Raw genomic sequence first — 12704 nt, 5'->3', positions numbered from 1 at the left:
GAAATACCCACCTGTCGAACTTTTTTTCTTTATGAAATACTCGACGAGTCTTTTTGGACTTGCGATGACGCGTCGTCAACTATCCCATAGCGTCCAGTCATGGGCTTTTATTGAACCGCACTGGTTGCATCAGACGGCTCCGGGCGCGTGTAGCGAGCCAATGCCGCGGCGACGCGCGCGATGACCTGATCCCATCGACCCCATTCCGTCTGCCGGAACAGCGTTACCGAGGGATACCAGGGTGTGTCATCGCGCCCCTGCAGCCAGCGCCAGTCGGGCAGCAGCGGCAGCATCACCCAGGCCGGGCGGCCCAGCGCACCCGCGAGATGGACCGGCGAACTGTCGATCGAGATCAGCAGATCGACCTCCGAAAGAATCGCCGCCGTATCCTCGAAGTCACGGATTTCCGGACTGAGGCTGACAAGGGACATGCCCGGCGGCGGCCGCAGCGCATCGTCTTCGCTCGGCCCCTTCTGGATCGAGAAGAAGGTGACGCCGTCCTGCCCCAGCGGTGCCAGCATCGCGAGCGACATCGACCGGTTGGCATCGTTCATGTGCGTCGGCCGCCCCGCCCACAGGCACGCGACCTTCAGCCCCGGATACGGTGCAAGGCGCGCGCGCCACGCCGCACGCCGATCCGGCAGCGCCGTTATATAGGGCATCGGATCGCCGGGCAGGTCGTCGAGCGTGAGGCTCATCGCCATCGGCAGGCTCATCATCTCGCAATGCGCGTCGAACGGTGGCGGCAGTTCGCCGCGCAGCGTCACCGCATCGAAGCCCGGCATGCGGCGCGCGATGCTCGCCATCTCGTGGTTGATCTCGAGCACCACTTGCGCCTGGCTGCGCTGCTTCGCCCAGGCGACCATGCGCAGGAACTGGAACGTGTCGCCATAGCCCTGCTCGTCATGGATCAGCAGCGTCTGGCCCGGCATCGGGCGCCCGTCCCAACGCGGCCGCTGGACCTTGCGCTCGATGCGCGTCGTGTGCGCCAGACTGTAGCGATAGCTGTACTCGCGCCAGCCGCGCGCGAAATCGCCGAGCAGCAACAGCGTTTCCGACAGGTCGAACCGGGTGGGCAGATGGCCCGGCAGCGCATCGACCAGCATTTCCTGGATCGGCCTTGCCTCCGCCACGCGTCCCTGCACGCGATACGCCTGCGCCAGCATCGCCCACAGCCCCACGGGCCCGCTGCCGCCCGCGAGGATCGGCCGCAGCATTGCCTCCACCTCGGCACCGCGCCCTGCTGCCAACAGCAGCTTCGCCTGCGCCTCCAATGCCCCGGGGTCCGTCACCGCGCCGCTCAATGCCCCGCCACGGGTTTTTGCGCGCGCTTGGCCGCAGCCTTGGTCGCGCGCGTCGCCGCGACGGGCGCGACCGCCGGCGCCGCAGCAGGATCGATGCCAAGCGTCTCGAGCAACGGTCCGAGGTGATCCGCATAGGCGCGCCAGCGGCCGATGCTGCTGCGGTACAACGGACGCCGGACCTGGTTGAGGCTGGCGGTGCGGATCGTGCGGACGGTGGTGTGGAAGTCGAGACAGCCGGGATCCCAGTCGAGCCCACAGAATTCGATCAACCGGCGCGCTTCCGGCTCGATGTCCGCCACGACATCCTCGTAGCGCACCTCCAGAAACCGGTCCGCCGGCAGCACCGCGCGCCAGTGCGCCATCAGCCGTTCATACCCGAGATAGAAGCGTGCCAGCTCGATCTGGTCGTAGCTGAACAACTGCTCGCGCGTGAACAGCTTGGTATAGCAGGACAGGCAGGTGTCTGCGGGATCGCGCCGCACATGCACGATCCGCGCGTCGGGCAGGATGCGGTGGATCAGCCCGGCGAACAGGAAATTCGACGGCATCTTGTCCACCAGCCGACGGTGGTTGCCACCCAGCGTCGCGGTCGCGTCCAGATATCGCTGCCCCAGCGCGACTTCGGTCTCCGCCGAGAGCTGCTGGGCGATCGCCGGATAGCCGCCGCCCTGCTGGACGATGGTCTGCAGCGTCGCCAGCTCCCCTGCCCCGGCCACGGCAGGATGCGAAGCGAGGATCTGCTCGATCAGCGTCGTACCCGATCGCGGCATGCCGACGACGAACACGGCCCGCTCGCTGCCCTTGGTCGCCGCGCGCGGGCGGGCGCACATCGCTGCGGGAAACGCGGCAGCGATGGCCGAGAACCAGCTGTCGATCGCGTCGGCATCATAGGCGAAGGTCGCCCGCTTCTGCCGGTTGCCCGCATCGAGATGGGTGAAGGCGCGCTCGGGGTCGCCGGCGTCCATCCATGCCTTGCCGATCGCGAAGTGCAGCGCGGTGCGATCCGCCTGCACCTGAACGCCGCCGGGGCCAAGCAGCGCCTCCATCGCCGGAATAGCCGGGTCGCCGGGCATGAAGTCATGCAGATCCGCCAGATTGAACCACGCGGACGCGGACCGCGGATATTGTGCCAGAACCCCCTCGAACGCCGTCCTGGCCGCCGCGCGATCACCCTGCTCCATCAGCACCACGCCACGGTTGATCAGCGCCTTCTCACGGCCGAAGCCCGGCAGCTGCGCGGCGCTGTCGTACGCGGCCATCGCCTCGTCGATCCTGTCCTGCGCCTGCAGCACCTCGCCCAGGATATTGAGCGCCTCCCCATTGCCAGGCGCTGGCGCCGCCGCCACCGCGCTGCGGGCGTCGGCCAGCGCCTCGTCCAGCCGGCCCAGCCGGCGCAGGATCGTTGCCCGCACCCCCAGCGCGCCGGCATGCATCGGCACCGCGATCATCAGCGAACTGACCCAGCGCAGCGCGTCCTCATACCGATCGCGCGCGACTTCCACCGCGGCGGCGTTGACATAGGCGTCGGACAGGCGCGGATTGGCCTCGATCGCGCGACGCGCATAGGCGAGCGCCTCGTCGTGCAATCCCAGATCGTTGAGCAGGTTGGACAGGTTGCTCAGTGCTTCGGCATAGGTCGGGACGAGGTCGAGCGCCTGCTGGTACCGCGCGCGCGCCTCTTCCAGCAGGCCGAGCCGCTTCAGCGTGTTGCCCAGATTGTTCTGCGCCTCGGCATAGCCCGGCTCAAGCGCCACGACCCGTTCCAGGCATGTCCGGCTCTCGTCCAGCTTTCCCGCTTCCTGGAGGACGATGCCGAGATTGTTCCAACCGGCGACCAGGCCGGCGTCCAGCGCCACCGCCCGGCGACCGGCCTGCTCGGCGTCGACGAGCTGGCCACTCTGGCGGCACATCTCGGCCAGGTTGCTCTGATAGATGGCGGGCGCGCGCGGCGCCTGGCAGGCGCGGCGCAGATGCTCGATCGCAACGTCGAGATTGCCGTAAGCATGCGCCATCAGCCCCATCAGGTGCAGCGCGTCCGACTGCCCGGGCCAGAGCGCGAGCACCTGCTGGCACAGCCGTTCGGCCTGATCCGCCTGTCCGGCATTCCAATGCGCGTTGGCCTGGGTGAGGGCCTGATCGACGGTCAGAGTCTGCGGTGACGTGGTCATAGCTGCGGCTGGCTCGCTCTATGGAGGGGGTGCGGCCAGCTGGGACGCGGCATGGCCGTCGCGGCGCGGGGGATCACGGGGTCATGGCCGCGACGATCCCGGTCGTCGATCGCCCCGCCAGCAGCGGGGTGATGACCACTTCGCCGCCCGCATCGCGGACCAGATCGGCACCCACGATGGTCTCGGCGCTATAGTCGCCGCCCTTGACCAGGATGTCGGGTGCGATCGCCCGGATCAGGTCGAGCGGCGTATCGTCGTCGAACGCCACGACATGATCGACCGCCGCGAGCGCACTGAGAACCTCGGCGCGGTCGGCAAGTCCGTTCACGGGACGCGCGCGCCCCTTCAGCCGCCGCACCGACGCATCCGAATTCAACCCGACGACGAGCAGGTCGCCCTTGCGCCGTGCCATATCGAGCAGGCGGACATGGCCCGCATGGAGGATGTCGAAACAGCCATTGGTGAACACGATCCGCGCACCACCGGCCCGCGCCTGGCGCAGCCGCGCGGTGAGCAGCGGCAGCGATACCAGCTTGCTCGCGCCATGGGTGCGCCGATGCAGCCGCTCGTCCAGATCGGCGCGCGTGACGACATAGGTGCCCGGGCGCGATACGGCGATGCTGGCGGCAACGTTCGCCCGATCGATCGCGGCGGCGATCGGCAGTCCTTCGACGATGCCCGCGACCAGCGCGGCGATGATCGTGTCGCCGGCGCCGGTCACGTCGAACACCTCCAGCGCCTCGGTGGGGTGCTCGACCACCTCACCCGTGCGCGACACCATCAGAATCCCCTTTGCACCGCGCGTGACGACGAGACAGTCGAGATCCAGCTCGGCTAGCGCCTGCACCGCGCGCTCCGCGATCCGCTCCTCCGCGCAAGGCCCGAACAACGCGTGGAACTCGCGCGCATTGGGCTTGAGCAGCGTGGCACCGGCATAACGCGCGGCATCGGGCGCCTTGGGATCGACATAGCTGGGCACGCCGCGGCGGCGCGCAACGGCGATCAGCGCTGGCAGATCAGCGAGCGCACCCTTGTCGTAATCGGAGAAGATCACCGCCTGGACGCCGTCCAGACGGCGCTCGAACCGCTTCGCCAGCTCCGCTCGCGCCGCCGCGCCGGTGGTGCCGTCCTGGTCGATCCGCGCGATCTGCTGAACACCGGAGATCAGCCGCGTCTTCTGCGTCGTACGCTCGCCGGTCTCCACCACGGCATCGAGCGTGACGCCGTGCTCCGCCATCAGCCGGACGAGCTCCGTGCCTGCGCCGTCATCGCCACGGATCGTCAGCAGGCTGCACCGCGTCCCCAACCCGGCGACGTTGGCCGCCACGTTCGCGGCGCCACCCGCGCGCGCCTCCTCGCGGCCGGCACACACCACCGGTACCGGCGCTTCCGGCGAGATGCGGTGCGTCTCGCCGATGATGTAGCGATCGACCATGGCATCACCGACCACCAGCACATGGGGGCGCCCGGACAGCGACACGCTTCGGGTCATGGCGCCTCCGGTCCCCAGCCCGGAATATGTGCCAGATCGCCGTGCATCGCGAGCTCGGGCCAGCGCGCAGCCCAGCAGCAATGATGGTCCTGTCCCGGAACGATCACGATCGTCGCCGGCGCATCGGCTGCCATATGCGCCACAAAGGCGCGCGCGATTGCCGGCGAGACGGTGCGATCGTCACCGCCAACGATATGCACCTGCGGCAGCCGTGACAGCCGCGCCGCGTCGATCGCCGGATCAACCGAGCCCGACAGCGGCGTCAGCCGATGGGCGGCGGTCCACGCACTGAGATCGAGGTTGGCGGCAATCGTCACCAGCGCGGCGACGTCAGCGCGTCGCTCCGCCAACAGCGCCGCCAGCGCGCCACCGCCCGAATATCCGACGAGAATGACCCGGGATGCGCCGCCGGCATCGGCCTTGAGCCGGTCCAGCGCGGCACCGGCGCTGTCGATCACCGCGGGGGCAAAGCGGGCGATGCTCCAATAGTCGCTGCGGCAATTTCGGGCTCGGGGACCGTATTGGCAGGGTCGCGCGAGCCAGGCGACCGGCCCGCTCCCTGGATGCTGCAAGGCCAGCCGCAGCGCGAGCGGATCGGTCGGGGTGGGATCCATCGCCCGGCGGCCGGGGGCGGCATAGGCCAGGCCGTCGCCTTCGACATACACGGTGAGGACGTTCGAGCTGCCGCGGCCGGGACGCTGCGCCACCACCAGATCGAAATCGCCGGCCGGGATCACTGCCGATTGCCACCCCGCCTCGCGCGCCAGCGCCACAGCAAAAACCCGCGCGACAGCAGCATGATTGCAAGTAATTGCAAGAGCAATGAAAAGTGTTTTCACGCTACGCATTAATACGTAACCGGCACGTAGTTGGCCATCAACCCCCTCCCTTTCATTGGTCCATTTGATAATTGGACATGCTAGTCTAACAGTTACTGCATGATCTATTCAACTGGTCGTTCCTGGGTGAATTGAGAAATGGCAAACGCCCCATTTCATGGTGCAATGCAGCAGGATCACACACCAAGTCGTGCGGTATTCTTCGATCGGGACGGGGTGCTGATCGTCGATACGGGCTATCCCTCGAAGCCCGACGAAATACACTGGATCGATGGCGCGCAGCGCGCGCTGATACGACTTGCCGCGCTGGGATACCGGCGGTTTGTCGTGACCAACCAGTCGGGGGTAGCGCGCGGATATTACGAGGAGGGCGCGGTCGAGAGCATCCATGCCGCGATGCAGGCCGCGCTACCCGATGCGGCGCGGATCGACGACTTCGCCTATTGCCCGCACCATCCCGGTGGCAGCGTGGCGCGCTATGCGACCGCCTGCGATTGCCGCAAGCCGGCGCCCGGCATGCTGAACAGCCTGATCGCGCGGCACCGGATCGATCGGGCGGGCAGCTTCCTGATCGGCGACCGGGCGAGCGACCTCGCGGCCGCGGCCGCCGCAGGAATTGACGGCTTCCTGTTCCCCGGCGGCGATCTCGACCGGTTCGTCGTCCAGCTTCTGCGCGGCGCGTGACCCCGGCAGAGCCCGCCTTCTGGACCGGCTGGCTGTGCCGTCACGCGCTGCCGCTGTGGAGCAATGCGGGCCATGACGAGCACGGGTTTGTCGAACGTCTCGCGCTCGACGGCACGCCGCAACCCGACGTGCCGCGCCGGGTGATGGTGCAGGCGCGGCAGATCCATGCGTTCGCGATCGCGGCGCGGCGTGGCTGGTACCCGTGCGCCGCCGATCTCGCCCTGCGTGCCGGCGAAACGATGGTCACCCGCTACTGGCAGGCCGACGCGCAACCAGGCTGGGCGTTTTCCTGCACCCGACGCGGCGCCGTCGCCGATCCCCGTCGCGACCTCTACGCGCATGCGTTCGTCCTTCTCGCACTGGCCGCACTGATCCGGCTCGACCCCGCACCGCGCACCGTCGCGCTGGTCCACCAGACGCTCGCCTTTCTTGACCAGACGCTGACGCATCCCGCAGGCGGCTATGTCGAGGCGTGGCCGGACACGGTTCTGCCGCGGCGACAGAACCCGCACATGCATCTGCTCGAATCGCTGCTGACGCTGCACGAAACCGGGGCGTGCGGCGATCTCACCCCCCGCATCGCCGCGTTGATCGCCCTGTTCGACACGCGCTTCCTGCCCGCCGGCGACGACGTGCTGGCGGAATCCTATGCGCTGGACTGGACGCCCGCAAACCCCGGCTGCGGCTTCGAACCGGGACATCATTTCGAATGGATATGGCTGCTCGAGCGCACCGCGGCCCTGACCGGCATTGCGGTGGGCGACCGGGTATCCCGGCTACGCCGGCAAGCGCTGCGCGGCATGACTGCCGATGGCCGCGTCGTCGACGTCATGGGCCCGGACGGCGCGATCGCGGCAAGCTGCCGACTTTGGCCCGCGCTGGAAGCCGCGAAGGTGCTGACGGGTCACGCGCGCGATCAGGTGCTCGGCACGGCATGGCGCATCTTCTTCGCGCGCGCGCATCCGGGCGGCTGGATCGACCATGTAGATCCCGGAGGCGATCCTCTGGTCGCGTTCATTCCCGCGAGCACACTCTACCATATCAGCACTGCCGTGGATCATTTTGGCTGAGGCGCCGCCGGATGATGCCCCTCTGCTCAGGCAGCAATGCGGACCGGCCGTTTTCGCGCGCGGTTCCGGCAGCGGCGCGGGTTACATGCCGTCCTTCCGGCACCCCACAAGATCGAAGAATTGCCTATCGCGAAAGGCAATATCCCTCGAACCTCCTGAGTCCGGGAAAAGCATATGCGCCGGAGCAGCGTCCCCGAGCTTCGGAACATGGTTGATCAGTTCATACGTATTATCGGTTCCGATATAGCGCCGGTCTCCGTACGGACGGGGGCCCCCATCCGGACTTGGCGGCCGCCACCCCTTGACGGTGACGTCTTCGGTCGAGGCGATGTTTTGGAGGCCGTTGGAGCCACCATTCCACGGCAACCACCAGAACGTCGCCTCCGACGCTTAATAGTGGAAGACGAGCGCAACATGGCTCGGCCAGTCCGGGCCCCGCGATCGACGGCGAGTCTTTGCCCTGAACCTCCCCGCCGCCGCCCCCGGACATTGCGCTTGATGGCCGAAAAAAGATGGCCTCGCCCCGAAACGATCGCTGTGGATGGCACAGAGCAGCAAGAGAGCGGCTGATTGGCACCATTCGCGTGAGGCACCGAAGGTGCACCTAGGGCTTCTCCAAATACGCGATCACAGCCGTACCTCGGAAGGCAAACTGACCGGCGACACCCTTGGCCTGATCGACGGCCATGATGCAAGCAGGCGGCACGTTGAACATGTGGCGCTCAATGCTTTGGGATTGAAATAATCACCCGGGGTGGAGTTTGATGTCTCACCGATTTGTCCCGCGGCGGGGGGTATGCCCATAAGGTGCGAGAACCCAATATCTGGCAAATTCTGTGGCTTGGTTGGCTGACTACAGTGCATTCTGCAGCCAACCCATAAAGCACCGAACGTGAGAGGCGAATCCGTTCGCCGCGATGCCCGAGAAGGGTGGTCCGTGCGAATCGCTCTTTGACGTGCTTGTCAACACCATTGCATCGTCCAAGGCTATGCGAAATTGTAGAAGTTTTGAGTTGTCGACTAAGTTCTTCGCCAATATGCAACAATACTCTGGTCGTATACGGGGGATGGGGAATGGGCGTTCGCACATCGGCTTCGATCAGAGTCTTGATCAGTGTTGTCTTGCTCAATTATCTAGCCGCCTGTCGCGGTGAGTGGATAGACTCTGCGAGTTCGAAGAGTATCTCCAATACACTCGGCAAAGTAACTGACAATTCTTGTTGGCTTGGTCAGGGAGCTGAGGCTGCTGCGTCGATTGCTTATGAAGATAGCTGTCGGTTCGATCGTCAAGTGCGAGGATCCCTATCATCCCCCCTACCGGAGGTCACGGTCACGACCGATGGGGCGTTTAGGCAGGACGCCATGCCGACCCGGCTCGGCAACTGGCTAGAACGAGTTAGGTCGTCGGGAGGATCAGTTGCGACCTGCACAGTCAATGACGGCAGCATGGGTATCATCGTGATCCTCCCGCTGCTGTGGAAGGTTTTCGATGCAGTCAAGACTTACGCGTTGTATGACCCGGCAACAAAGTACGATGCAGCCATAGTTTCAGCGAAGGGCGGATCCATTGACAGGGTCGTATTCACGAGGCGGACCACCGTACTACCCTGCCCCGCCGGGACTACCAAAACCACTCCGGCCCCGTAATGCATTTACCGGCAGCTATGTTGCGCATCGGCGTCATGATTTTACTTGGGGTTGCTCTATGCGGGGGCGCTCCATCATTGGCTGCGTGCGTCACGTCCATACCCGCGGCCAAGGCTGGAACATCAGCAAAATGCGAATTTAAGGAAGGGGAGCTTACGGCAATCGTCGCCAGTGAATGTACCGCTGCTGCCCTGCTCATTGGCGTGGGCGCTTACCAAGAAAATTGGGGCGAGTTGGCAAATTCGGTTAGCGACATCCGCCGTATTGGCCATGCCTTGCCGTCGACTTTCTCACAGGTTCGCGCGGAGAACTGCTCTGCCGCAGATCTAAGATCTGCGATCCATGAATTTGTAGCGTCATCCAAAAAAGTCGACGTCGCATTCGTGTATATATCGGCGCATGGCTTTGAATATGGTGGTCAAAACTACATCGTACCCATTACTACGGCTACTCCCGGCGGATGGACAATTAATAAGAGCTATTTAACAGATGATTTTAAGGTATTTCTTGAAACTAATTTCATTAACATATCTTCGTTTATACCAAACATACTACCTAAAAGGTATAGTTTGATATTTCTTGACGCCTGCCGGGAAGACCCCCTCAAGGCGGCTACCAATGTAGCAAAGTTTTCCAGCTCATCCGTCATTGACAACGGAGGGCAGCTTATAGTTTACTCTACGCTGCCAACCTATATTTCTTATAATGCCGTCCCGTCGGGCACATCGCCCGGCCCCTTCGCAAGCGCATTTGCCAAGCGATTGACGACGCCCCACAACAGCATTGAGGATATAATTGCCGGGCTCACCGCCGAGGTGGAAGACCGTACCGCGAAACTCAATCCGAAACAGCGGCCATTTACCAGTGGTTCATCACGCGTAAAATTCTATTTCCGTGCGGGGGTAACCGTGGGATCACCCAGCCCCCTTAAGCAGAACGACGTTAAGCAAGCGCTCGGCGGTCAAGACCAAACACTGTCCTCATTTTTGACCTTACAGATCACGGATCAGGAATTGAGACTTCTCGATGGCGCCGTCCTCGCTGATCTGGCGACGCAGCGGCACAAAATCGCCGAGCTAGAAATGCTGGCGAACAACGGCCTTGGCGATGCAGCCTATCTCCTGGGCTTCCTTTACCATTACGGTGTTGGGGTCGCGGCTGACAGGAAGGGCGCCAAGCGATGGCTGGAGGCTTCAGTGAAACTGGACAGTGCTGCCGGGAAGACGTCATTGGCCTATATTCTCGCCAGCGAGGGCAAAGCTGGTCGCAGGCGGGCTGCCGATCTTTTTGAACAAGCGAGCGCTGTCGGCTTCCCGCGGGCCAAAGCTAATCTGGGCTATGCGCTCGTTAACGGCACGCTCGGGCCGCGTGACGAACGGCGCGGATGGGAGCTGATAAGCTCAGCCGCGGAGGACGGCTACATATGGGCGATCAAGACCCTCGCCAAGCGTCCGAATGCTAATGAAAGTCGAAAACGCGCCATCGTTTTAATGCAGAATCTGGCCGATGAGAATAACGCAGATGCCGCTAACTGGTTGTGCATGACGTTCGCAGCGGAACAGAGCTTTTCTCAGGCCTTTCCCGTTTGCCGCGCCGGCGCCGAGAGTGACCAGACAGCGAGTCAGGGTTATTTGGCCATCCTTTATGCGAATGGCTGGGGCGTCACGAAGTCGATTGCAGATGCTCGATTTTGGAAAAATATTGTCAGGGCGAAGGCTTATGAGAAAGATCTGCCGAAAGTAACGGCCAAATGGCTCCGTACCGAATTAGCGAAAGTCTCGGATAACACGGTGAACTGACAACCCCCTAGCCCAGTAACTGATTCGCCCATTAGCACATTAAACTTGGCATTTGATCAAAGCTCATGGGATAGCTATTACAATCGCCGTCTGCTTGATCCACATCGCTTTCGATGACTCTGTTCGTAACGATCACGATCGAGAAGTAGCCGATTTCGGGTCGACAGACGGATAACAGGAAAAGTGATTAGGGCGCTCAACAACCGCGCGCACGTAAAGAGATTCGGCCGTGTTTAGTAACGGCCTCCCCAACGAGTCCGGCGGAGCGCAGCCCAGCACATATGCTCGTGCCCCGATTGAACCGCCCCGAGCTTGTCGGAGGCTCCAACTCCTGAGAAGGTGGAGCCATGACGAGCAAGACGACGAACAAGTTTGCGCCAGAAGTCCGCGAGCGGGCGGTACGGATGGTTTTTCGATCACGAGCGGGAATACCCGTCCAGATGGGTGACTGTGGTATCGATTGCCGAGAAGATCGGCTGCGTTCCGCAGACGCTCCATGAGTGGGTGAAGAAGGCCGAGGTCGACAGCGGAAAGCGTGGTGGTGTCCCGACCGAGGTGGCGGACAAGGTGAAGGCACTGGAGCGCGAGGTCCGTGAACTACGGCAAGCCACGAGATCCTGCGCAAGGCATCGGCATATTTCGCGCAGGCGGAGCTCGACCGCCCGTTCCCGAGATGATCGCTTTCATTGACGATCACCGCGATGCCTATGGGGTCGAGCCGATCTGCCGTGTCCTGCCGATCGCTCCATCCACCTATTATGAGCACGTCGCGCAGCGACAGGATCCATCGCGTCTGTCGGCACGGGCGCGTGAGGATCTGATCCTCAAGCCCGAGATTGCTCGCGTGTTCGCGGAGAACTTCGCGGTCTATGGCGTGCGGAAGATATGGCGGCAGATGATGCGGGAGGGCTTTGTGATCGCCCGTTGCACCGTCGAACGGCTGATGCATGAGATGGGCTTGGCAGGTGTGATTCGGGGCAAACCGGTGCGTACGACCATCAGCGACAAGGCGGCGCCGTGCCCGCGCGATCACGTCAATCGCCAGTTCTTCGCGCAAGCGCCGAAGAGGCTTTGGGTTTCGGACTTCACCCTCGCCTCCGCGAGGGCAGGCTCTACGTCGCGACCTGGGCAGGGTTCGTCTACGTCGCCTTCGTCATCGATACCTACGCCAGACGGATTGTAGGCTGGCGCGCCAGAAGGGCGGCGCACGCCAGCTCCGTCCTGGATGCGCTCGAACAGGCGCTCCACGATCGCCGTCCGACCCACCGTGGCAGCCTGATCCATCATAGCGACCGTGGGTCGCAATACGTGTCTATCAAGTATACCGAGCGCCTTGCCGAGGCCGCCATCGAGCCATCGGTCGGCAGTGTCGGCGACAGCTACGACAACGCTCTGGCCGAAACGATCAACGGCCTCTATAAAGCCGAAGTGATCCGCCCGCGCGGACCTTGGCGCAGCTTCGAAGCCGTCGAGTACGCCACGCTCGAATGGGTCGACTGGTACAACCATCGTCGGCTGCTGGAGCCCATCGGCAGCATCCCGTCCGCCGAAGCCGAAGATCAATATTATGCTGCCGCGGACAACATCGATATGGCAGCATGACACACAACCCAAGGCCTCCGGCAGACCCGGGGCGGTTCACATCCAGCCTGTCATAAGCTCCCGCCAGGACCTTTTGGGCCATGGCATATCAGCTTTTTG

At 63.7% G+C, this 12704-nt stretch carries 8 protein-coding genes, 1 pseudogene and 1 other annotated feature; of the genes and pseudogenes, 5 read left to right on the top strand and 4 right to left on the bottom strand.

Annotated features, from left to right (window positions below; all coding sequences use genetic code 11):
* Positions 1–107: 107 nt before the first annotated feature.
* The 4 genes from ASE72_RS09825 to ASE72_RS09810 form a co-directional block, all read right to left on the bottom strand.
* On the bottom strand, positions 108–1292 hold the full coding sequence (locus ASE72_RS09825) for a glycosyl transferase family 8 (RefSeq protein ID WP_235532312.1): 1185 nt from the start codon (positions 1290–1292) through the stop codon (positions 108–110).
* Positions 1293–1300: 8 nt separating this feature from the next.
* Positions 1301–3472, bottom strand: coding sequence for a sulfotransferase (locus tag ASE72_RS09820; protein ID WP_056020264.1), 2172 nt, complete (start codon positions 3470–3472; stop codon positions 1301–1303).
* 73 nt (positions 3473–3545) lie between these two features.
* Positions 3546–4964, bottom strand: a complete 1419-nt coding sequence (gene rfaE2, locus ASE72_RS09815; protein ID WP_056020260.1) for a D-glycero-beta-D-manno-heptose 1-phosphate adenylyltransferase — start codon at positions 4962–4964, stop codon at positions 3546–3548.
* Positions 4961–5737, bottom strand: coding sequence for an alpha/beta fold hydrolase (locus ASE72_RS09810; RefSeq protein WP_235532311.1), 777 nt, complete (start codon positions 5735–5737; stop codon positions 4961–4963). Before ASE72_RS09810 ends, rfaE2 begins: the two co-directional genes overlap by 4 nt.
* Before the next feature lie 204 nt (positions 5738–5941).
* On the opposite strand from ASE72_RS09810, the gene ASE72_RS09805 reads away from it, so the two are divergent.
* The 5 genes and pseudogenes from ASE72_RS09805 (at position 5942) to ASE72_RS19670 (ending at position 12605) form a co-directional block, all read left to right on the top strand.
* Positions 5942–6487, top strand: coding sequence for a D-glycero-alpha-D-manno-heptose-1,7-bisphosphate 7-phosphatase (locus ASE72_RS09805; RefSeq protein ID WP_082445932.1), 546 nt, complete (start codon positions 5942–5944; stop codon positions 6485–6487).
* Positions 6484–7557 carry an AGE family epimerase/isomerase gene (locus ASE72_RS09800; RefSeq protein ID WP_056020252.1) on the top strand — a complete coding sequence of 358 codons (1074 nt, stop codon included), beginning with the start codon at positions 6484–6486 and terminating at the stop codon, positions 7555–7557. The genes ASE72_RS09805 and ASE72_RS09800 overlap by 4 nt, the downstream gene beginning before the upstream one ends.
* A 541-nt stretch (positions 7558–8098) precedes the next feature.
* Positions 8099–8302, top strand: a complete 204-nt coding sequence (locus tag ASE72_RS20235) for a hypothetical protein (protein ID WP_156350366.1) — start codon at positions 8099–8101, stop codon at positions 8300–8302.
* A gap of 901 nt (positions 8303–9203) precedes the next feature.
* Complete coding sequence (locus ASE72_RS19675; RefSeq protein WP_082445931.1) at positions 9204–11003, top strand: caspase family protein; 1800 nt, start codon at positions 9204–9206, stop codon at positions 11001–11003.
* A gap of 347 nt (positions 11004–11350) precedes the next feature.
* A pseudogene (locus ASE72_RS19670) lies at positions 11351–12605 on the top strand (IS3 family transposase).
* Positions 11635–11751, top strand: a sequence feature (AL1L pseudoknot). It overlaps the preceding pseudogene by 117 nt.
* Positions 12606–12704: the final 99 nt, after the last annotated feature.

Source organism: Sphingomonas sp. Leaf20, assembly GCF_001421535.1.
GTDB lineage: Bacteria > Pseudomonadota > Alphaproteobacteria > Sphingomonadales > Sphingomonadaceae > Sphingomonas.
The sequence above is the reverse complement of the archived record's forward strand: the minus strand, read 5'-3'. Positions and strand labels throughout refer to the sequence as shown.

Excerpts from the sequence above, each read along its gene's own strand:
- ASE72_RS19675 (WP_082445931.1), top strand. The coding sequence starts at position 9,204 with ATGCATTTACCGGCAGCTATGTTGCGCATCGGCGTCATGATTTTACTT.
- ASE72_RS20235 (WP_156350366.1), top strand. The coding sequence starts at position 8,099 with ATGGCACAGAGCAGCAAGAGAGCGGCTGATTGGCACCATTCGCGTGAG.
- ASE72_RS09820 (WP_056020264.1), bottom strand. The coding sequence starts at position 3,472 with ATGACCACGTCACCGCAGACTCTGACCGTCGATCAGGCCCTCACCCAG.
- ASE72_RS09805 (WP_082445932.1), top strand. The coding sequence starts at position 5,942 with ATGGCAAACGCCCCATTTCATGGTGCAATGCAGCAGGATCACACACCA.
- rfaE2 (WP_056020260.1), bottom strand. The coding sequence starts at position 4,964 with ATGACCCGAAGCGTGTCGCTGTCCGGGCGCCCCCATGTGCTGGTGGTC.